19 protein-coding genes and 2 pseudogenes are annotated in these 19,201 nt (G+C 71.2%); 12 read left to right on the top strand and 9 right to left on the bottom strand.

The annotated features are described in order from the left end of the window. Positions 1 to 174 precede the first annotated feature (174 nt). Both ACWEKM_RS01715 and ACWEKM_RS01710 read right to left on the bottom strand, forming a co-directional pair. The gene (locus ACWEKM_RS01715) at positions 175 to 1,374 is read right to left on the bottom strand and encodes an NAD(P)/FAD-dependent oxidoreductase (protein ID WP_451619145.1); all 1,200 of its coding nucleotides are present in this window, start codon (positions 1,372 to 1,374) and stop codon (positions 175 to 177) included. Positions 1,375 to 1,532: 158 nt separating this feature from the next. Continuing rightward, a pseudogene (locus tag ACWEKM_RS01710) lies at positions 1,533 to 2,213 on the bottom strand (sigma factor-like helix-turn-helix DNA-binding protein); the annotation flags it as partial. Positions 2,214 to 2,511: 298 nt separating this feature from the next. On the opposite strand from ACWEKM_RS01710, the gene ACWEKM_RS01705 reads away from it, so the two are divergent. From ACWEKM_RS01705 to ACWEKM_RS01670, 8 genes and pseudogenes are all read left to right on the top strand, one after another. Next, positions 2,512 to 2,931: a carboxymuconolactone decarboxylase family protein gene (locus tag ACWEKM_RS01705; protein ID WP_451619144.1), complete on the top strand. Its 420-nt coding sequence runs from the start codon at positions 2,512 to 2,514 to the stop codon at positions 2,929 to 2,931. A 117-nt stretch (positions 2,932 to 3,048) separates the two neighbouring features. After that, a pseudogene (locus tag ACWEKM_RS01700) lies at positions 3,049 to 3,231 on the top strand (VOC family protein); the annotation flags it as partial. A gap of 198 nt (positions 3,232 to 3,429) precedes the next feature. Next, complete coding sequence (locus ACWEKM_RS01695) at positions 3,430 to 3,651, top strand: type II toxin-antitoxin system VapB family antitoxin (RefSeq protein ID WP_451619143.1); 222 nt, start codon at positions 3,430 to 3,432, stop codon at positions 3,649 to 3,651. Beyond that, positions 3,648 to 4,067, top strand: coding sequence for a PIN domain-containing protein (locus ACWEKM_RS01690; protein ID WP_451619142.1), 420 nt, complete (start codon positions 3,648 to 3,650; stop codon positions 4,065 to 4,067). Before ACWEKM_RS01695 ends, ACWEKM_RS01690 begins: the two co-directional genes overlap by 4 nt. Continuing rightward, positions 4,042 to 5,004 carry a GNAT family N-acetyltransferase gene (locus tag ACWEKM_RS01685; RefSeq protein WP_451619141.1) on the top strand — a complete coding sequence of 321 codons (963 nt, stop codon included), beginning with the start codon at positions 4,042 to 4,044 and terminating at the stop codon, positions 5,002 to 5,004. Before ACWEKM_RS01690 ends, ACWEKM_RS01685 begins: the two co-directional genes overlap by 26 nt. A gap of 193 nt (positions 5,005 to 5,197) precedes the next feature. Beyond that, positions 5,198 to 5,719, top strand: a complete 522-nt coding sequence (locus ACWEKM_RS01680; RefSeq protein ID WP_451619140.1) for a helix-turn-helix domain-containing protein — start codon at positions 5,198 to 5,200, stop codon at positions 5,717 to 5,719. 78 nt (positions 5,720 to 5,797) lie between these two features. Continuing rightward, a complete protein-coding gene (locus ACWEKM_RS01675) occupies positions 5,798 to 6,607 on the top strand; it encodes a hypothetical protein (protein WP_451619139.1) in 810 nt (269 codons plus the stop codon). 99 nt (positions 6,608 to 6,706) lie between these two features. Then, entirely contained in the window at positions 6,707 to 7,054 is a 348-nt protein-coding gene (locus ACWEKM_RS01670; protein WP_451619206.1) for a DUF2516 family protein, read from the top strand. Between the two features lie 596 nt (positions 7,055 to 7,650). Here ACWEKM_RS01670 and ACWEKM_RS01665 read toward each other — a convergent pair. From ACWEKM_RS01665 to ACWEKM_RS01655, 3 genes are all read right to left on the bottom strand, one after another. Further along, positions 7,651 to 8,967, bottom strand: a complete 1,317-nt coding sequence (locus ACWEKM_RS01665; protein ID WP_451619138.1) for a PP2C family protein-serine/threonine phosphatase — start codon at positions 8,965 to 8,967, stop codon at positions 7,651 to 7,653. 316 nt (positions 8,968 to 9,283) lie between these two features. After that, on the bottom strand, positions 9,284 to 10,387 hold the full coding sequence (locus ACWEKM_RS01660; RefSeq protein WP_451619137.1) for a C40 family peptidase: 1,104 nt from the start codon (positions 10,385 to 10,387) through the stop codon (positions 9,284 to 9,286). 667 nt (positions 10,388 to 11,054) lie between these two features. Beyond that, positions 11,055 to 11,900: a class I SAM-dependent methyltransferase gene (locus ACWEKM_RS01655; RefSeq protein ID WP_451619136.1), complete on the bottom strand. Its 846-nt coding sequence runs from the start codon at positions 11,898 to 11,900 to the stop codon at positions 11,055 to 11,057. Between the two features lie 248 nt (positions 11,901 to 12,148). Here ACWEKM_RS01655 and mshA point away from each other — a divergent pair, with 248 nt between their 5' ends. Then, entirely contained in the window at positions 12,149 to 13,486 is a 1,338-nt protein-coding gene (gene mshA / locus ACWEKM_RS01650) for a D-inositol-3-phosphate glycosyltransferase (protein ID WP_451619135.1), read from the top strand. Then, positions 13,479 to 13,988: a YbjN domain-containing protein gene (locus tag ACWEKM_RS01645; protein ID WP_451619134.1), complete on the top strand. Its 510-nt coding sequence runs from the start codon at positions 13,479 to 13,481 to the stop codon at positions 13,986 to 13,988. The genes mshA and ACWEKM_RS01645 overlap by 8 nt, the downstream gene beginning before the upstream one ends. A 161-nt stretch (positions 13,989 to 14,149) precedes the next feature. Here the strand turns inward: ACWEKM_RS01645 and ACWEKM_RS01640 are convergent, their stop codons facing one another. Beyond that, positions 14,150 to 14,947: an AraC family transcriptional regulator gene (locus ACWEKM_RS01640; RefSeq protein ID WP_451619133.1), complete on the bottom strand. Its 798-nt coding sequence runs from the start codon at positions 14,945 to 14,947 to the stop codon at positions 14,150 to 14,152. Positions 14,948 to 14,996: 49 nt separating this feature from the next. Between ACWEKM_RS01640 and ACWEKM_RS01635 the strand changes: the two genes are divergently transcribed. Further along, on the top strand, positions 14,997 to 15,431 hold the full coding sequence (locus ACWEKM_RS01635) for a DUF2000 family protein (RefSeq protein WP_451619132.1): 435 nt from the start codon (positions 14,997 to 14,999) through the stop codon (positions 15,429 to 15,431). A 22-nt stretch (positions 15,432 to 15,453) separates the two neighbouring features. On the opposite strand, the gene ACWEKM_RS01630 is transcribed toward ACWEKM_RS01635, so the two are convergent. After that, a complete protein-coding gene (locus ACWEKM_RS01630; RefSeq protein WP_451619131.1) occupies positions 15,454 to 16,788 on the bottom strand; it encodes an MDR family MFS transporter in 1,335 nt (444 codons plus the stop codon). A gap of 164 nt (positions 16,789 to 16,952) precedes the next feature. Here ACWEKM_RS01630 and ACWEKM_RS01625 point away from each other — a divergent pair, with 164 nt between their 5' ends. Further along, entirely contained in the window at positions 16,953 to 17,714 is a 762-nt protein-coding gene (locus ACWEKM_RS01625) for a phosphoglyceromutase (protein ID WP_451619130.1), read from the top strand. Positions 17,715 to 17,843: 129 nt separating this feature from the next. On the opposite strand, the gene ACWEKM_RS01620 is transcribed toward ACWEKM_RS01625, so the two are convergent. Beyond that, entirely contained in the window at positions 17,844 to 17,999 is a 156-nt protein-coding gene (locus ACWEKM_RS01620; protein ID WP_451619129.1) for a hypothetical protein, read from the bottom strand. Between the two features lie 293 nt (positions 18,000 to 18,292). Then, the gene (gene phoU, locus ACWEKM_RS01615) at positions 18,293 to 18,982 is read right to left on the bottom strand and encodes a phosphate signaling complex protein PhoU (protein WP_451619128.1); all 690 of its coding nucleotides are present in this window, start codon (positions 18,980 to 18,982) and stop codon (positions 18,293 to 18,295) included. Between the last annotated feature and the right edge of the window lie 219 nt (positions 18,983 to 19,201).

Below are 19,201 nucleotides of genomic sequence, written 5' to 3'. Positions count from 1 at the left end.
CCCTGGGTGATTTCCCGACGGCCGTTCGCCCCCGGACCTGGCCCTTCGCCCCGTATCCGGCCCCGGCAGGCCGGACCGGCCACCGGTGCCTGGCCCAGCCCGGTGCCTGGCCCAGCCCGGTGCCTGGCCCAGCCCGGTGCCTGGCCTGGCCCGGGGACTAGCCTGGCCCGGGGACTAGCCTGCCTGTTCGGCGGTGGCCGGTGCCTTGCCGCGCCGGGCCTCCAGCAGTTGTCCGCGCTTGTCGTCCTTCGCCCACCAGGTGCGCACACCCGGCTTGCGCGCCTCGTACCGCAGTTGCCAGACGATGCTCCTGCACACGAGTTCCTTGAGCTTCGCGCCCGGTCGGCCGCCGAGGTGGAGCTTGATCGCGGTGTCGTCCCGGTGGGCGAACTGGAAGATGCCGGCGCTCCGCCCCAGGCTGATGCACTGGCCGGCGAATCCCACGCTGACGGGTGCGGGCTGCTTGCCCGCGATCCGGCTGAGCACCGTCTCGGCGGCCTGCGGACCCAGCTGGACCGCGGACTGGCAGCTCATCCGGAACGGCAGGTCCGACGGTGCCGCCGAGTCGCCGGCCGCGACGATACGCGCGTCGTCCACGCTGGTCAGGGTCTCGTCCGTGCGCAGTCGGCCTTCGGCGTCGGTGCTCAGCCCGCTGCGCACGGCCAGGTCCGGCACGCCGAACCCGGCGGTCCAGACGGTCACCGCGCTCGGCACCGTACGGCCGTCAGTGAGCTGGACGGCATCCCGCCGCACCGCCGTCACCTTCGTGTCGGGGCCGTCGAGCACGGTCACCCCGAGCCCGGCCAGCCGCTTGGCGACCGAGCGTCGACCCCGGGGGTGCAGATACGGGCCGAGCGGCCCGCCGCAGACCAGGGTCACGGTACGGCCCTCTTCCGCCAGTTCGGCGGCGGTCTCGATGCCACTCGGACCGGCTCCGACCACCGTCACCGCGGCCGTCGTCGGTGCGCCGTCGAGGATCGTCCGCAGCCGCTGTGCCTCCTCCAGGTCGGCGATCGGGTAGGCGAACTCGGCCGCTCCCGGCACGCGCGGCTCGGCACTGCCGCTGCCCACCGCGTAGATCAGGTAGTCGTAGCCGATCGTGCCGCCGGACACCAGTGTCACGTTGCGCTCTGCCGCGTCGATCCGGGTCACGGCGTCGACCATCAGCCGGACGCCGCCGGCCAGGACCTTCCGGTAGTCGACGACCGCGTCGTCGGACCCGCCCACCAGCTGGTGCAGACGGACCCGTTCGACGAAGGCCGGGCGCGGGTTGATCAGGGTCACTGTCACGTCGTCGCGCTGCGTCAGGCGATTGGCCGCCATGACACCGGCGTATCCGCCACCGATCACAATCACCTCGGTGTTCCCCACCATGGCGTCTCCTCCGTTGTCCTGTTGCTCCGTTGCTCGGGCTTCGCCCCCAAGACACCGCACCACCGACCGCCCTGACATTGTGTGACGTAGATCACTCTTGGTTCGGGCCTGTGCCAGCCGGCGTCGTGACGTGTGGCGGGTGTGGCGGGGCGCCGGTTCGTCGAGCCGCGCGGCCGGCCGGTGAGGCGGACCAGGTGGCGCGCGATCTTGTCGCTGCCCCGGAGCGTGCGGCGCAGGGTGCTCACCAGGCCGCCGCCGTCGCCGACCACCGTGGCCTCCGGGTCCAGAAGGCCGACGAGGGCGTCGATGTCGTCCGCCTCCCAGGCCCGCTTGAGGTTCCTGACGACGGCGGCGTTCCGGGCCGTCGGAGTGGAGTACGGCTGCGCGACCCGGACCTGGCGGCGGGCCGAGGACGCCAGTTGGCGGCAGGCGGCCGGCGTACGGCCGACGATCCCGGCCACCTCGGCGAAGGGGTACCGGAAGACGTCGTGGAGGACGAAGGCGACGCGCTGGGCCGGGGACATCGAGTCCAGGACGACCAGAAAGGCCGTGCCGACCGACTCGTCGAGGGTGGCCCGGTCGGCCGGGTCGGCGGCGATGCCGTCCGTCCGCCGTTCCACTCGGCCGGATCGGGCAGCGGCTCGGGCAGCCACTCGCCCACATAGTGCTCCCGCCGCGCCCGTGCGGAGCCGAGCTGGTTGAGGCAGACGCGGCTGGCCACCGTCGTCAGCCAGGCGCCGGGGGACTCGATGGCCTCCTGCTCCCGGCTGGACATGGCGTACCAGCGGGAGTACGCCGTCCTGGACGGCGTACTCGGCGTCGGCCAGCGAACCGAGCATCCGATAGGCGATATTGATCAGCTGGCGCCGCTCACCTGCGACCGGGCGGCGAACTGTGGCGTGGATCGGGTGGATGTCGATCGGGTGGACATGGTGCGCGCACTCCCTCCGTGGCGTCCGTGCTCACCCGTACGACGGGACAGCGCAAGCCATCTGTGACATGCGACTGTGACCTGCGCCGCCGATGCGCCGCCTCACATTCCGGGACGCTGCGTTGTCGAACCGGTGGAACGACGTCCGGAGCGCGGGTCACCCCGGCGACCGGGCACCACCGAGAGCGTGAAGGAGCGACTCCGCCATGACCACCTCCACCAGCGACACCGCATCCCAGCAGGACGGGATCCGGTCGCGCCTGCCCGACCTCACCGGGCTCTACCCCGACCTGGCCGCCCTCTCCGGGACCGTGCGCAAGGCCGTCCGCAACGGCCCGGTTCCGCAGACCGCCATCACCCCGATGCTGCTCCGCGCCGCGCAGATCGTCGGCAGCACCTACCACTGCGTCCAGATGGCCGACGGTCTGCGCAAGGCGGGGGAGGAGGAGCGGCGCATCACCGCGGTGGCGACGTGGCAGGACGCCCCCTACTTCACCGACGCCGAACGCGTCGCGCTGGAACTCGCGGAGGCCGTCCTCACCCCGAACCCGTTCGGGGAGCGCGTCTCCGTCCCGCCACCCGGCGCGAACCGATCAAGGAATGCTCTGACGCCCACCGCCCCCTGACACACCGTCCGCCGTCAGGGGCCGGCGGGCGTACGCCCCCCGACCCCGCCGCCCTTCCGCAGGCTGCCGCCTCTAGGGTGTTCATCGCGAAAGTCCACCGATCGGCCCGGAGATGTCATGCCGCCGCAGATGAACTTGGTTGCGATAACGCTCGATTGCCCTGATCCGCTGGCTCTGGCAGCGTTCTATGAGCAGGCCACCGGCCTCGAACCGCACCCGAAGTCGAACGCCGACTTTGCCGGACTCAACCGTGAGGACGGACTCAGCATCGGCTTCCAGCGGGTCGAGCACTACCGGGCTTTCTGGCAACTCTGGGAGGGTGGGGAGTCCGAATGAACGGCATGCAGTCCGCCCGGGGTGAAGCCACGACCTCGTCTGTCGGCGTTCAGCGAACCACGACAGGAGGTCTGGGGGGCGGAACGCGTCGGTGGTCCGGGACAAGGCATGCCCCCCGTGGATGCATATACTGGATATTGCCCTTGAATAAAGGAGTCCAGTATGAGCGTGACGACGATCGACCTTGATGACGATGCGCTGGAGAAGGCCATGCGTGTCGCCGGTGGTGGCACCAAGAAGGACGTGGTCAATGCCGCCCTTCGCGAGTACGCCGAGCGCCATGAGCGGGCCGCGCTCGTAGCCAAGCACTTCCACGCCGCCCAGCAGTGGGACTACGAGGGCTGGCAGCAGCGCCGCGTCGAGAACAAGCAGGGCGGCGCGTGATCCACTACCTGCTCGACTCCTCGGGTCTGTGGCGCCTCCTCCGCGAGGAGCAGTTGAGGGACGCGTGGCTGGAGACCACCACCCTCCGGGCCATCGGGTCGTGCGCTCCCCAGAGAGCCGAGTTCCGGCGCTCAGCGCGCAACGCCGCGGAGTACGAGGCCATGGGGGAAATGTTCACCGATCTGTACCCCGACGTACCTCTCCCGAAGAGGTTGTGGGACTGGATTGAAACAGCCCAGTACGCGCTCGTGGAGAAGGGCGCCCTCGGTGCGGCCGGGCCGCTCGACCTGATGATCTGTGCGACCGCCGTGCATCATGGACTGACTGTCCTGCACGACGACGCCGATTTCGGCACCGTGGCCCGCTTCCTGTCCGACGTCAGCGAGCGGAATGTACGCAACGTTCCAGGTCCCTAGCATCCTCGGCCGACATGGACGCGCGAGTACACCGGAGCCCGTCCTCATCACCTACCCGGCCGAGAGGGCAGGACTGATCCTCGATCCGCAGGCACTGCGCGCCATGCAGAGCCTGGCCACTCGCACTTTTCCGGCAATCGGCTACCACCACATCGGCGACCTCACCTGGAACTGGTGCCTGGCCCTCGACCGAGCCGACCAGTGCCCGACAGCCGTCTGGACCCACGGCGAACAGACGCTGGCCTGGGGCTGGTTAGAACTGCCCGACACCTTGATGCTCCAGGTCGACCCGGATTACCCGGAACTGGCCCGTGACGTCCTCGCCTGGGCCGAACAAACGGCACCCGGCCCGCTGAGCATCGACGTCACCGAGAACGAACCACACCTGATCAAGGCACTGGAGCAGCGCGTATACACACGGACCGACGACGGCCCGTTCATGGCGTGCCTTGGCCGCCCCCTCACCGAGCTGCCGGACATCCCGCACCTGCCGGACGGCTACTCGATCCACCCCCAGCGCGACCATGCCGACGTGGCAGGCCGGGCGGCAGCACACCGCGCCGCCTTCGGATCGACCCGAATCACCACCGAACGACACGCCCGCATGCGGGACACCTGGCCCTACCGGCCCGAACACGATCTCATCGTGACCTCGCCCACCGGGGAAGTCGTCGCCTACTGCCAAGGCTGGTACGACCCCGCAAATGGAATCGGCGAATTCGAACCCGTCGGCACCCACCCCGATCACCGCCGCCTCGGCCTCGCCCGAGCCGTCTGCATCGCGGTGCTGCACGCCTTCGCCGATGCAGGCGGCCACCGTGCCATCGTCTACTCCCGTGGCGACGCCGCGTACCCCATCCCCAAGCGGCTGTACGAGTCCTTGGGCTTCACCGCGTACACCCGCACCCACACCTACGTCGGCACACCGACCGGCTGAGACGCCAACAGGGTCCCGCTGATCAGAACAACCGGGACCCGATCACTTCGCCAATCAGATAGAGCGGGAACCGCTCACTTCCACCGGGAACGGACAGCAGCCGCCGGGGCTCTCCGAGTGAGGTGGAGCAGGTGCGGCGCACTTTTGCAAGCGGGCGCTTGCAATTGTTAGCGGAGGGGGGCAAGGTGGAGGCATGGCATCGCTCAACGTCGGCAATCTCGGTGAGTACCTGCGCGAGCAGCGCCGCAACGCGCAGCTCTCGCTCCGGCAGCTCGCCGACGCCGCCGGCGTGTCCAATCCGTACCTGAGCCAGATCGAGCGCGGGCTGCGCAAGCCGAGCGCTGAGGTGCTGCAGCAGGTCGCCAAGGCCCTGCGGATCTCCGCGGAGACGCTGTACGTCCGCGCCGGAATCCTCGACGCCGAGCGGGACCGCGACGAGGTGGAGACGCGCGCCGTCATCCTCGCCGACCCCACCCTCGACGAACGGCAGAAGCAGGTGCTGCTGCAGATCTACGAGTCCTTCCGCAAGGAGAACGGATTCGGAGGCGTGGGCGGCGCCGCCGACGGCGGCGAAGGAGCCGGCCGCGGTGCGGTGGACGCGCAGGCGGGCGTCGGCAAGAGCGACGGCCACGACGGCGGGCACGACGACACCGCCGTGCCTGACACCCACACGGACGACGGCAGTAACGCCGACCCGCGGCGGACGGCCGGTTGAGCCGGACCAGGGCACCGGCCGCCCCGCCGCGGACCACACAAACCCTCAGCCGAACGTGAATCCGGGAGGACCCTCACCATGGCCATCACCGACGATCTGCGCAAGACCCTCAGCGACCCGACCCCGCTGTACTTCGCCGCTGGCACCGCCGACCTGGCCATCCAGCAGGCCAAGAAGGTGCCCGGACTGGTGGAGCAGCTACGCGCGGAGGCCCCGGCCCGTATCGAGGCCGTGCGCAACACCGACCCGAAGGCCGTGCAGGAGAGGGCCGCCGCACGTGCCAAGGAGGCTCAGGAGACCCTTCAGGTCAGGGCCAAGGAAGCGCAGGAGAGCCTCCAGACCAAGGTCAACGAGTTCTTCGGCAGCCTCGACGGCGACCTGAAGAAGCTCGGCAGCACGATCGACGCCGATCTGAAGAAGCTCGGTGAGTCCGCTCAGGACCTGGCCCTGCGTAGCGTCGGCGTCGCCGCGGAGTACGCCGTCAAGGCCCGGGAGACCTACGAGAAGGTTGCCGAGCACGGCGAGCAGGCCGTGAAGACCTGGCGTGGCGAAGCCGCCGAGGAGATCGAGGAACTGGCCGTCGCCGTCGAGCCGAAGGCGCAGCGGGTGGCGGTCAAGGCCGAACCTAAGCCTGCCGAGCCGAAGGCCGCCGCAGTGAGGACCGCCGAGCCGAAGCCTGCCGCGGCGCGGACCGCCGAGACAAGGACCGCCGAGGCGAGGACCGTGCCCGCGCCGGTGAAGAAGCCCGCGCCGGTGAAGAAGCCCGTGGCGGAGAAGGCGCCCGCGGAGAAGGCTCCGGTTCAGAAGACCTCGGTCCAGAGGGATCCGGTCCAGCAGGCCCCGGCCCGCAAGCCCCCCGTCAAGAAGACCACGCCGCCGGCCAAGTAAGGGCGTTCTCGCGTACGGGCCGGGCACCCCTGGGGTGTCCGGCCCGTTGTACGGGTACGGTTGCCGCGTAGGAGTCGGAAAGAACGGGCGGTGGGCGACATGCTGATGTTGGGCTTCGCGGGGTTCTTGGGACTGTTGAAGGGCGTCCTGATGGCCCTCGCCGCGTTCGGGCTGGTCGACGCGGCGTTCCGTCGCGAGGACGCCTTCCGCGCGGCCGACAAGCAGAACAAGGTGTTCTGGCTGATCATCCTGGCCATCGCGCTGTTGGTGAGCTTCCTGTTCTCGATCCTCTCGTTCCTGCCGATCATCGGTGTGGTCGCGAGCATCGTCTACATCGTGGATGTGCGTCCCGCGCTCAAGCAGGTGTCGGGCGGTAGCGGCTGGGGCCGCCGCCGCGGTGGAAGCAGTAGCGACGGGCCGTACGGACCGTACAACGGCGGCCGCTGAACCTCCGCGCCGCGTCCGGGAGCACGGCCTGGCAGCTCGTAATTGCGGCACGGCCTAGCGGCACGGCATTGCGGGAGCCGAGCGGCACGGCGTCGTGGCGGCAGCTGCCGGGCATCCCGGCCGTCAGGACAACGGCCACTGAGCATCCCGGCCGCCGAGCATCCCGGTCGCGGCGCGCCACAGCGCCCCGTGCCATAACCGCCAGGCACCACGCCACGGCCCTGAGCGCCTGCACCGGCGTGCCCGCCGCCTGGTGCAAGCGGGTGCGAGCCCCGAGCGAGCCGACGGGCTCGCGGCAGCAGCGGATCCGACGCACGACCGGATCGCGCTCCACGGCCACCGCGGGGCCACGGCCTACGCCCGCCATCCCCCCATCGCACCACGGCCTACGTCTGCCATAACCCCCGCGCGTCATAGCCCGCGCATGCCATGGCCCATGCATACTCCTTGGCGCACGCCCGCCACGCCCGCCACAAACAACGCCACGAACACCACAGCCGCCGCAGTCGCCCCACCGCCTCAGTCGTCACGCCCGCCCTATCCGTCGTGCGTCCTCGCCGCGGAAGAGGGACCGGTGCGAGCCGGGCGGCCGGGGGCTACGGGACGCGGTCCAGCAGGACCACGGCCACGTCGTCCGTCAACTCCCCTCCGTTGAGGTCGCGGACCTCGTGGACCGCGGCCCGCAGCAGACGCTCGCCGCGCAGGCCCTCGGCGAACTGGCGGCGGATCATGCTCACCATCCCGTCCTGCCCGAGGCGCTCCCCGCCCTTTCCGATCCGGCCCTCGATCAGGCCGTCGGTGTAGAGCATCAGGCTCCATTCGGCGCCCAGCTCCATCTGCATGCGCGGCCAGCGGGCGCCGGGGAGCAGGCCGAGTGCGGGGCCGTTGTTGTCGTACGGCAGCAGCCGGGCGGGGCAGTCCGGGCGGGCGAGCAGCGGGGAGGGATGGCCGGCCAGGCACAGGCCCGCCCAGCGGCCGTCGGGGGAGATGTCCACCGTACACAGGGTCGCGAAGATCTCCTCGTCCGAGCGCTCGTGCTCCAGCACCTGCTGGAGCGTGCCGAGCAACTCGTCACCGCACAGTCCGGCCAGCGTCAGCGCCCGCCAGGCGATGCGCAGTTCCACGCCGAGCGCGGCCTCGTCGGGGCCGTGCCCGCTGACGTCTCCGATCATGGCGTGCACGGTGCCGTCGGGCGTGCGCACGGTGTCGTAGAAGTCACCGCCGAGCAGTGCGCGCGAGCGGCCGGGGCGGTAGCGGGCGGCGAAGCGCAGCGACGAGCCGTCCAGCAGGGGCGTCGGCAACAGGCCCCGTTCCAGACGGCGGTTCTCCTGGGCGCGCACCCGGCCCTCGGCGAGCCGCCGCTCGGCCGATTCGGAACGCTTGCGCTCCACCGCGTAGCGGATGGCGCGGCTCAGCAGCCGCCCGTCCAGTTCGTCCCGGAAGAGGTAGTCCTGGGCGCCCACCCGCACCGCCTCGGCACCGCGCTCGGCGTCGCCGGACGCGGTCAGCGCGAGGACGGCGTGCCGGGGGGCGAGTTCGAGGACATGCTTGAGCACGGCCAACTCGTCGTCGTCACCGTCACCGTCGCCGGACCGGCCGGGTGCCGGGAGCGCGAGGTCCAGCAGGATGCAGTGGACGTCGTCGGTGAGCAGCCGTCCGGCCTCGGTGAGGTTGCGGGCGGTGCGGACGCGGATCGGCTTGCCGGCCGAGTCCAGCAGTTCGGGCACGAGCGGCGAACCGGCCGGATCGTCCTCGATCAGCAGCAGGGTCAGGTTGGCGCCGGCCGAGGTCGGGGCGCCGGCGTCCTTTCGGTTGGCCTTTTCCTTGAGGGGGCCGCCGACGGCCGACCCGGCCTGCGCCTGAGCACTCTCCACGGCCGGGATGGCTCTCTGTCGCGGTACGGGTACGGGCATCGTGTTGGGTTCCTTCCCTCCCCCCGAGGGCACGGCGGGGCGAGGGACCTCGACCCACCCGACGGGGACCATAGCGGTACTGGCCACCGCAACGGAATGGGGTGAGCCGCGTCGCTCCACGACAGACCACTGGCATATGCCGCGTTCCGTACCGCAGTTGGACAGGGCGACGGTGGGAGCCGAATGACGAAGCTCACGTCCCGGCGGGGTTTGCCGGAGGTTGGGCGTGCCGTGGGTCACATGACCCGTGTCACGCCCGCTTCTGACGCCCCGCCCGGCATCCCCCGCCCCCGCCCGATGTCCCGCCGCCCGCACGTCACGCGTCCGGTCGCACCACACCCAGGATCGGCATCGAGCCCGCCCCCGCTATCGTCACCGTCCGACCGGGGCGGGGGGCGTGGACGATCCTGCCGTCGCCCACGTACATCCCGACGTGGGTGGCATCGTCGAAGTAGATGACGAGGTCGCCGGGGCGCATGTCCTTGACCTCGATGTGCTTGAGCTGCTTCCACTGTTCCTGCGAGGTGCGCGGGACGGGCCGGCCGGCCGCCGCCCACGCCTGTGAGGTCAGGCCCGAGCAGTCGAACGTGTCCGGACCCTCCGCGCCCCATTCGTAGGGCTTGCCGATCTGGGCCGAGGCGAACGCGACGGCCTTCTTGCCCTGCGTGGACGCCTTGCCGCTGACCTCCTTGAGTATTCCGGTGTCGAGCCAGGCGGTCTGCGCCCGGTACGCGGCCTCCCGCTCCAGCTTGGCCAGCCGCACCTTCTCCTGCTTCGCCAGCCGGGACTCCAGCTGCTCGGCGGCCGCGATCTGCTGCTTGATCTTCTTCTTGGCGGCGGCCTTCGCCTTGCGACCCGTATCCAGCTTCTCCCACTGGGTGGAGGCGTCCTTCGCGTACTGCTCCAAGTCCTGCTGGGCGCGGGTCATTTCACCGATCAGGCCCTTGGTGGCCCGCTGGCCCTGGAGCACCCGTCCCGCGCCGCTCAGGAATTGCTGGGGATCGTCGCTCAGCATCAGCTGGGCCTGCGGCGGCAACCCGCCGGTGCGGTACTGGGCACGGGCCGCAGCGCCCGCGCGGTCCTTCAACTTGTCCAGTTTGCGCTGCCCTTGGACGATCTTCCGGGCCAGCTCGACGATCTCGGCGGACTGCTCCTTCGCCTTTTCCTCGGCCGCGTTGTAGGCGTCGGTGGCGACGGCCGCATCGTGGTAGAGGCTGTCGAGCTTCTTGCGGACGGCCTCCAGATCCTTGTTGGGAGGCGGGCTCGGGGCGGTCGACGGCGAGGCGGTGGGGGACGGTGAGGTGCTGGGGGACGGCGATGGCGAGGGGCTCGCGAACGCCGTGCCGGGCGCCGCCAGTACGGTGACCGCGCAGACCACGGCCGCCGCCGCTGTGATCAGGCCGCGCTTGCCTGTTCCCATACCCGTACCCCCAAACTGATTTACCGTCAGTAACTTACGTGCCTGGGGGATCGTGCCATGTCGCGGCGTAAAGCGACAGAGGTGGTACTTGGTGGGTCCTCCCCTCTTTCCCGTCCTGTCACGACGATCTCCCGCATGTGTGACGAACGACTCACATAGATCGTTCCTCGCCGCGCCGAGGGGCGTATGACCGCCTCGCCGTGTGGCCCTGACGCGGGTGCTGATCGTCTCGCCGACGACACCGAGCTGGACACTGAACTGCGCACCGAGCCGCGCACCGAACTGCACGCTGAACTGCGCACCGAACCGCGCGCGGGACATGGACGCCCCGGTGCGCGCCGGACTCTCCACCGGCGGCGTGGTGCTGACGGCCCTTCGAGACCCTTCGGCAGGCCCTGGCGACGGCGGCCGGCTGTTCATGTCGGCCGTCGCCACCGGCCCCCGCCCGAGGTCGTCACCACCGCTGACCTCGCGACGCCGAGCGACGCCGGGGGACGCCGGGGGATGGTGAAACGGCGCCACCCCATTCCGGGGGCGATGCCCGCGACACCCCTGGCCTCGGCGGCCTGGCTGCCGCCGAAGCCCCGAAGCCCCGAAGCCCCGAAGCCCCGAAGCCCCGAAGCCCCGAAGCCCCCTGATCCCAGCAACGGCGATGCTCGCGGAGCCCCTAGCCCCGGGGCGCCAACGCCCCCCACGCCACCGTCACTTCGCCCTGTCGCCAGCGTGGTGCCGAGTCTGTCACCGGCCAGTCGGCCGTCAGGTCCCGTACCGCCCGGATCCAGCGCTGCCGGGCGCCGTAGGAGGCGTAGGGCGCGGCGGCGGCCCAGGCGCGGTCGAAGTCGCGCAGGAAGGCGTGCACCGGCTCCCCGGGCACATTGCGGTGGATGAGCGCCTTCGGGAGGCGTTCGGCGAGGTCGGAGGGGCGCTCCAGGGAACCGAGCCGGGCTGCGAAGGTGACCGTCCGCGGGCCCTCCGGGCCGAGCGCCACCCATACGTGCCGCCGCCCGATCTCGTCGCAGGTGCCCTCGACGAGCAGCCCGCCGCGGGAGCGGCCGTCGGCCGGGGCGAGCCGCGCGCACAGCCGGGTCCAGACGTCGGCGACCTCGGCCTCGTCGTACTGGCGCAGCACGTTGGCGGCGCGGATGAGAAGCGGGCGCCGGGGCACGGGGACCTCGAAGCCGCCGTGCCGGAAGTGCAGCCCGACGCGCTCGTACGGCCGGGCCGCCGCGACCCGGGCCGGTTCGATCTCGAAGCCGACCACACGCGTGCGGGGCGCCACGGCGCGCAGCCGGCCGAGCAGTTCGACGGCCGTCCAGGGTGCGGCCCCGTAGCCGAGGTCGACGGCCACCGGGTCGGCGGCGCGCCGCAGTTCGGCGCCGTGCGTGGCGGCGATCCAGCGGTCCATGCGGCGCAGGCGGTTCGGGTGGGTGGTCCCGCGCGTCACCGTTCCTATGGTGGGGCCGCCCCCGCCCGAGCGAAGCCGAGAGTGGGGGAGGGCGGCGCGGGCTGTCATGCGTACGAGGGTACGAGGGGTACGAGGGCAAGCACGCCCGCGTGCGCTCCACGCATTCCTGACGCATTCCCGTATCGAACGGTTGAGCGATCACGGGCAATGATTGGGTAAAGCTCAGTGATCGGGAAATGCGGTTGCCCCCTGCGCTGTTGCACCCCCTTGGAGGGCGCACCGCGTCCTCCGACCGGCATCCGGTCGGCATTGGACCGGCATCCGACCGGCAGGCCCGCGACGAGGAGGAACGCCACGTGAGCCAGTACGTCAGCAGGCTCGGGCGTCGCTCACCGGCCGCGCCCCCGCGGCTGCGACTGCACCGCAGGCCCCGACGCGTGGCCATGCTCTCGGTGCACACCTCACCGCTCCACCAGCCGGGCACCGGCGACGCCGGCGGCATGAACGTCTACATCGTGGAGCTGGCGCAGCGCCTGGCCGCGATCGACATCGAGGTGGAGATCTTCACCCGGGCCACCGCGAGCGGCCTCCCGCCGACGGTCCAGCTCGCCCCCGGTGTGCTCGTCCGGCATATCGACGCGGGCCCCTACGAGGGTCTCGCCAAGGAGGACCTGTCGGCCCAGCTGTGCGCCTTCACCCACGGTGTGATGCAGGCATGGGCCGGCCACCGCCCCGGCCACTACGACCTGGTCCACTCCCACTACTGGCTCTCCGGGCACGTCGGCTGGCTCGCCGCCCAGCGCTGGGGCGTGCCCCTGGTGCACGCCATGCACACCATGGCCAAGGTCAAGAACGCCAACCTGGCCGCGGGTGACACCCCCGAGCCCGCCGCCCGCGTCATCGGCGAGACCCAGATCGTCGTCGCCGCCGACCGGCTGATCGCCAACACCGCCGAGGAGGCCGGTGAACTCGTGCGGCACTACGCCGCCGAACCGGCGAAGGTCGCCGTGGTCCACCCGGGCGTGAACCTGGAGCGCTTCCTGCCGGCCGACGGCCGCGCCGCCGCCCGCGCCCGTCTCGGCCTGCCGCCGGACGCCCTGGTCCCGCTCTTCGCGGGCCGCATACAGCCGCTCAAGGCCCCCGATGTACTGCTGCGCGCCGTGGCCGTCCTTCTCGACGAGTGCCCCCGGCTGCGGTCGAGGATCGTCGTACCGGTGGTCGGCGGGCCCAGCGGCAGCGGCCTCGCCAAGCCGGAGGGGCTGCAGAAGCTCGCCGCCCGGCTCGGCATCGCCGATGTCGTACGGTTCCGCCCGCCCGTCGGCCAGGAGCAGCTCGCCGACTGGTTCCGCGCCGCCTCGGTCCTGGTCGTGCCGTCGTACAGCGAGTCCTTCGGGCTGGTCGCGATAGAGGCGCAGGCGGCCGGTACGCCGGTGCTCGCCGCCTCGGTCGGCGGGCTTCCGGTGGCGGTGCGCGACGGCGAGACCGGCTTCCTGGTGCGGGGCCACGACCCGGCGGACTACGCGCGCGTGCTGCGCCGCTTCGCCGAGGACCCGGCGCTGTCCGCCCGTATGGGCGCCGCCGCGGCCCGGCACGCGCAGTCCTTCGGCTGGGACAGCGCGGCCGCCGCCACCGCCGATGTGTACACGGCCGCGACCCAGGCCCATCGCCGTCACGTACGCTCGCCCCATGGGTGAGGATTCACGGCAGCAGCGGGCGGCGCAGGCCATCGAGGGTGCCCTGAAGGACGCCGAACTGGAGTGGGAGAGCCCGGAGCCCGGCAGCTATGTGGTCACGCTCCCCGGCACCCGCAAGCTGTCCACGACGGTCTCGCTGATCGTGGGCCGCCACTCCCTCTCGCTCAACGCGTTCGTGATCCGACACCCCGACGAGAACGAGGCGGCCGTCCACCGCTGGCTCCTGGAACGCAACCTCAAGCTGTACGGCGTGAGTTACGCCGTCGACCCGCTCGGCGACATCTATGTCACCGCCCGGCTGCCGCTGTCCTCCGTCACCGCCGAGGAGACCGACCGGCTGCTGGGCCAGGTCCTGGAGGCTGCGGACGGCAGCTTCAACACCCTCCTGGAACTCGGCTTCGCCTCCGCGATCCGCAAGGAGTACGCCTGGCGGGTGTCCCGGGGCGAATCGACCCGGAACCTGGACGCGTTCACCCATCTGACCCAGCGTCCAACCGACTGACCGCACGCCACAGCTGCCGCGGGGAACTCGTGTCAGGGGAGGGGACTTCGGCCCGGCGCCCCGCACTCCCGGCCGGAGCCGTACGGCACCACGGGCGTCGCACGCCCGCACCACCTGTACGAGCCGCACCACCTGTACGAGCCGTACGACCCGTACGATGCTCAGCGCGCGCTGAGCCGGTAGCGTCCCGGGGTCACGCCCACCAGCCGTTTGAAGTGCCGGGTCAGATGGGCCTGGTCGTAGAACCCGGTCACCGATGCCACCTCGCCCGCCGCCCGCCCGTCGAGCAGCAGGCGGCGGGCGCGCTCGACCCGGCGCGACATCAGGTACTGGTGCGGCGCGATCCCGTAGGCGGAGCTGAACGCCCGCACCAGATGGGCGGGATGGGCGTACAGCAGCCGCGCCGCCTCCGCCAGCCCGATGCCGTGCGTGATCCGCTCGTCGAGCAGCTCCCGCAGCGACCGGGCGAGCGCGGGGTCCCGCCGGACCGGCGCCGTGCCGATCCGGGGCCGCAGATGGGCCCGCAGCCGCTCCTCGACGAGGGTCAGCCTGCTCTCCGCCTCCAGTTCGTCGCCCGGCCGCGCGAGCGCGCCGTGCACCTGCCCGACGCGCCGCCGCAGCAGCGGATCGCGCAGGTCGGGGCCGTCGACCGCGGGGCCGATCAGCTCGTCGCCGAGCCGCGAGGCGTCGAGGTAGAGGACGCGCTTGCGAAAGCCGTGCGCGGTGGCGGGGGAGCCGTTGTGCGGGACGTGCGGTGGCAGCAGCGAGACCGTGTCGTGCGGGGTGCCGTGCTCGTGCCGGTCCAGGTCGTACCGGACGGCCCCGTCGTCGACGATCAGCAGCGTCCATGCCTGGTGGATATGCATCGGATACGCGTACTCGGTGAAACGCGCGTGGAAGACCTCCACGACACCCGGGACGCGCGGGCGCCAGGCGGAGACTTCCGGACGCGCGGCCATGCAAAGAACGTACAAGACGGCATACCGGGCCGCCCGGCAGTCTCAGCGCATGAGCACGCAGAGCCTGGAACCCGTCCGTTCCGACACGAAGATCGCCGTACTGCTCCGCGCGGACCTGGCGCCCCGGCAGCGCCTGAACGTCACCGCGTTCCTGGTCAGCGGCCTCGGCGCGCGGCTGCCCGAGGTGATCGGGGAGTCCTACGAGGACGCGGACGGCGTGCCCTACCTGCCGATGTTCGGTCAGCCGGTCCTGGTCTTCGAGGGCACCAAGGAGACGCTGGCCACCGCCCACGGCCGGGCCCTGTCCCGCGCGCTGCCCCGGGCCGTGTTCACCTCGGACCTCTTCACCACGGGCAACGACCGGGACAACCGCGCGGCCGTCCGGGCGGTGCCCACGGCGGAGTTGGACCTCGTGGGGCTCGCGGTGTGCGGGCCGCGCAACGCGGTCGACAAGGTGCTGAAGGGGGCGCGCATGCACCCGTGAGGCGGGCCGGTCCCGTCCCGGGTCAGGCCGCGGGAACCTCGGGTTCGCTGCCGTTGCCGTTGCCGTTGCCGTTGCCGTTGCCGTTGCCGCTGCCGTTGCCGTTGCCGCTGGGCGCGGGGGAGGGGGAGGGGGCGGGCGGCTTGGTCTGCTCGGCGGGCAGCCGCCGCATCAGCACCCCGTACCCGAGCGCCGCCGCCGTACCGACGACGGCGCACATCCCCCACAGCCACTCCGCGCCGAAGCGGTCGATGACCAGGCCGGACATCAGGGGAGCGACCAGCGCCGCGAGGGACCAGGACAGCGTGTACATGCCCTGGTAGCGGCCACGTCCGTGTACCGGCGAGAGGCGCACCACCAGACCCGTCTGGGTGGGCGCGTTCACGATCTCGGCGAGCGTCCACACGCACACGGTGAGCGCGAACACGCCGACCGACCCGGCGAACGCGGTGAGCCCGAAGCCGTACCCGGCGATCAGCGAGGAGATCACGAGCAGCCGTCGCGGGTCCCGGTGCTCGATGAAGCGGGTCACGGGGATCTGCAGGGCGACGATCAGCACGCCGTTGACGGCGATCGCCGTGCCGTAGTCGGCGGGCGAGAACCCGGCGGAGCCCATCGCCACCGGCAGTCCGACCGCGCCCTGCTGGAAGACCACCGCGACGAGGAAGGACAGCGCTACGACGGCCATGAACCGCCCGTCGCGCAGCACGGTCCGCAGACTCACCTCGTCCTCGGGGCTCTTGCTGCTCTGCCCGATGACCCGGACTGGTCGCGACTCGGGCAGCTTGACGAACACGACGACCGCGCAGACGGCCGTCATCCCCGCCTCGATCAGGAAGCCGGCCAGATAACTGACCTCGGCGATGAAGCCCGCGCCCAGGGAGGAGACGGCGAACCCGAGGTTGATGGCCCAGTAGTTGAGCGCGAACGCCCGGACTCGGTCCTCGGGCCGGACGATGTCCGCCATCATCGCCTGCACGGCGGGCCGCGAGGCGTTGGCGGCCATGCCGACGAGGAACGCGACGGCGGCGATGGCGACGGGGTCGCGCATGAACCCGAGCAGCGCCACCGAGGCGGCGGTGGCCGACTGCGCGATGAGCAGGGTCGGCCGCCGCCCCAGCCGGTCGGCCAGCACGCCGCCGCCGAGCGAGGAGACGACCCCGCCCAGCCCGTGCAGCGAGGCGACAAGACCCGCGTACGACGCGCTGTACCCCTCGTTCACGGTCAGATAGAGCGCCATGTACGTGGCGACGAAGCCGCCCAGCCGGTTGACGAGGGTGCTGGTCCACAGCCACCAGAACTCGCGGGGCAGCCCGGAGACGCTCTCCCGGGCGGCGCGTCTGAGCGCGGCGACGGACATGGAAGGACCCCCCCGGATGTAAGCGGCACAAGCCTTGATCACAACTTACGAATCAACTTACGAAAGCGCCTCCGGCGAGGGCCACTCAATTAACAGATGCCGTCAATCGTCCGGCTTCCGGGCACTTCCGCGGGCGCCCGAACAGGTGGATTACGCTCTGGGGCATGGCCGACGCACCGTACAAGCTGATCCTGCTCCGCCACGGCGAGAGCGAGTGGAACGCGAAGAACCTGTTCACCGGCTGGGTGGACGTCAACCTCAACGAGAAGGGCGAGAAGGAGGCGATCCGCGGCGGTGAGCTGCTCAAGGACGCCGGCCTGCTGCCCGACGTGGTCCACACGTCCCTCCAGAAGCGCGCGATCCGCACGGCGCAGCTCGCGCTGGAGGCCGCCGACCGCCACTGGATCCCGGTCCACCGCTCCTGGCGCCTGAACGAGCGCCACTACGGCGCGCTCCAGGGCAAGGACAAGGCGCAGACGCTCGCCGAGTTCGGCGAGGAGCAGTTCATGCTGTGGCGCCGCTCGTACGACACCCCGCCGCCCCCGCTGGCGGACGGCGCGGAGTTCTCCCAGTCGGACGACCCGCGCTACGCGTCCATCCCGCCGGAGCTGCGCCCGAGGACGGAGTGCCTGAAGGACGTCGTCGCCCGCATGCTCCCCTACTGGTACGACGGCATCGTCCCGGACCTGCTGGCGGGCCGCACGGTCCTGGTCGCCGCCCACGGCAACAGCCTGCGCGCCCTGGTCAAGCACCTGGACGGCATCTCGGACACCGACATCGCGGGCCTGAACATCCCGACGGGCATCCCCCTGGCCTACGAACTCGACCAGGACTTCAACCCCCTCACCCCCGGCGGCAGGTACCTCGACCCGGAGGCAGCGGCAGCAGCCATCGAGGCGGTCAAGAACCAGGGCAAGAAGAAGTAACCCGAGGCGAAGGCGAGAGCGCGCCGGAAGGGCCCGGGTGAGAGATCTCACCCGGGCCCTTCGTGTGGACGACGACCGGACGATGTCGGGCGGCGTCCGGGCTGCGAGCGGGGGCGACGGCGGGTGCCGTCAGCCGCACTGGCAGGGGTTGCCCGACTGACACCCGCAGCCGCAGCCCGAGCCGCAGCCGCACGCGCCGACGAGTGGGAGGTTCCTGATCTCGGCGGGCTGGTCGGTCTCGCGTTCCTGCGTGGGGTCGGGCATGGTGCCGGGGGATTCGGCCATGGGTCCCTCCTGGAGGCTAGAGGCTGGATCCTGGTGCCTTTCGCCCATTCCATGCCCGTTCCCTCGGGCGCATCAACGGCGCACGGAGGCGCCGGCACGCCCGAAGCGGCAACAACGGAAACATTCGAGCCCCCGCGAGCCCCGTCGACCCGGACCCTGGTCCGAACCAGGACTGATCCCCGAACCAGGACTGATCCCCGAACCAGGACCGACCCCCGGACGTTCGGACCGTCCGTCTGACCGTCCGGGCCGGTCCGGGCCCGGCCGCCCCGGGGCGCGTGGCCCCCAGGGAGCTACGCTCCCTCGACCCCCGTCACCGGCTGGATGTCCGGCTGCAGCTCGTCCGCGTGCTCGCCCGTCACCAGGTACACCACGCGCTTGGCGACGGCCACCGCGTGGTCGGCGTAGCGCTCGTAGTAGCGGCCGAGCAGGGTGACGTCCACGGCGGTCTCGATGCCGTGCTTCCAGCGGTCGTCCATCAGGTGCTGGAACAGGGTGCGGTGCAGGAGGTCCATCTCGTCGTCGTCCTGCTCCAGCTGGAGCGCCAGGTCGATGTCCTTGGTGATGATGACCTCGGCGGCCTTCGCCATCAGCCGCTGCGCGAGCTGGCCCATCTCCAGGATGGTCGCGTGCAGGTCGTGCGGGACCGCGCGGTCCGGGAAGCGCAGCCGGGCCTGCTTCGCCACATGCTGCGCCAGGTCGCCGGAGCGCTCCAGATCGGCCGACATGCGCAGGGACGTGACGACGATACGGAGGTCGGTGGCCACCGGCTGCTGCCGGGCCAGCAGGGCTATCGCCCGTGCCTCCAGGTCGTGCTGGAGTTCGTCGACCTTCTGGTCGGCCTCGATCACACTCTCGGCCAGCTTGAGATCGCGGTCGAGGATCGCCGTCGTGGCGCGCCCGATGGCCGATCCGACCAGCCGGGCCATCTCCACCAGTCCGTCGCCGATCGAGTCCAGTTCCTCGTGGTACGCGTCCCGCATCAGGGTTCCCTCTCGTACGTGTCCGTCGGTGGGGGCTTCCGGGGTCGGGGCCCGTGGTGAAACCAGGCGGTGCGAACCCCACGCTCTCACGGTCCGGCTCGTACGCGTCCGTTTCCGCCATCCCAAATGAACCAATACTGGCTGCAAGGTGAACTCTGGGCGACGAGTGTTCGAGGTCGCATGCTGACGGCTGTGGGCATGTCGTACCCCATGCCTAAC

Source organism: Streptomyces sp. NPDC004752, assembly GCF_053601275.1.
Note: the sequence above shows the minus strand (reverse complement) of the source record. Positions and strands in the feature narration are given on the sequence as shown.

What these genes read in the sequence shown, in the direction of transcription:
- ACWEKM_RS01630 (WP_451619131.1), bottom strand. Translation starts at nt 16,788, where the DNA reads ATGTCCGTCGCCGCGCTCAGACGCGCCGCCCGGGAGAGCGTCTCCGGG.
- phoU (WP_451619128.1), bottom strand. Translation starts at nt 18,982, where the DNA reads ATGCGGGACGCGTACCACGAGGAACTGGACTCGATCGGCGACGGACTG.
- ACWEKM_RS01675 (WP_451619139.1), top strand. Translation starts at nt 5,798, where the DNA reads ATGGCCATCACCGACGATCTGCGCAAGACCCTCAGCGACCCGACCCCG.
- ACWEKM_RS01660 (WP_451619137.1), bottom strand. Translation starts at nt 10,387, where the DNA reads ATGGGAACAGGCAAGCGCGGCCTGATCACAGCGGCGGCGGCCGTGGTC.
- ACWEKM_RS01685 (WP_451619141.1), top strand. Translation starts at nt 4,042, where the DNA reads ATGTACGCAACGTTCCAGGTCCCTAGCATCCTCGGCCGACATGGACGC.
- ACWEKM_RS01635 (WP_451619132.1), top strand. Translation starts at nt 14,997, where the DNA reads ATGAGCACGCAGAGCCTGGAACCCGTCCGTTCCGACACGAAGATCGCC.
- ACWEKM_RS01645 (WP_451619134.1), top strand. Translation starts at nt 13,479, where the DNA reads ATGGGTGAGGATTCACGGCAGCAGCGGGCGGCGCAGGCCATCGAGGGT.
- ACWEKM_RS01655 (WP_451619136.1), bottom strand. Translation starts at nt 11,900, where the DNA reads ATGACAGCCCGCGCCGCCCTCCCCCACTCTCGGCTTCGCTCGGGCGGG.
- ACWEKM_RS01625 (WP_451619130.1), top strand. Translation starts at nt 16,953, where the DNA reads ATGGCCGACGCACCGTACAAGCTGATCCTGCTCCGCCACGGCGAGAGC.
- ACWEKM_RS01620 (WP_451619129.1), bottom strand. Translation starts at nt 17,999, where the DNA reads ATGGCCGAATCCCCCGGCACCATGCCCGACCCCACGCAGGAACGCGAG.
- ACWEKM_RS01695 (WP_451619143.1), top strand. Translation starts at nt 3,430, where the DNA reads ATGAGCGTGACGACGATCGACCTTGATGACGATGCGCTGGAGAAGGCC.
- ACWEKM_RS01670 (WP_451619206.1), top strand. Translation starts at nt 6,707, where the DNA reads ATGCTGATGTTGGGCTTCGCGGGGTTCTTGGGACTGTTGAAGGGCGTC.
- ACWEKM_RS01680 (WP_451619140.1), top strand. Translation starts at nt 5,198, where the DNA reads ATGGCATCGCTCAACGTCGGCAATCTCGGTGAGTACCTGCGCGAGCAG.
- ACWEKM_RS01715 (WP_451619145.1), bottom strand. Translation starts at nt 1,374, where the DNA reads ATGGTGGGGAACACCGAGGTGATTGTGATCGGTGGCGGATACGCCGGT.
- ACWEKM_RS01705 (WP_451619144.1), top strand. Translation starts at nt 2,512, where the DNA reads ATGACCACCTCCACCAGCGACACCGCATCCCAGCAGGACGGGATCCGG.
- ACWEKM_RS01665 (WP_451619138.1), bottom strand. Translation starts at nt 8,967, where the DNA reads ATGCCCGTACCCGTACCGCGACAGAGAGCCATCCCGGCCGTGGAGAGT.
- ACWEKM_RS01640 (WP_451619133.1), bottom strand. Translation starts at nt 14,947, where the DNA reads ATGGCCGCGCGTCCGGAAGTCTCCGCCTGGCGCCCGCGCGTCCCGGGT.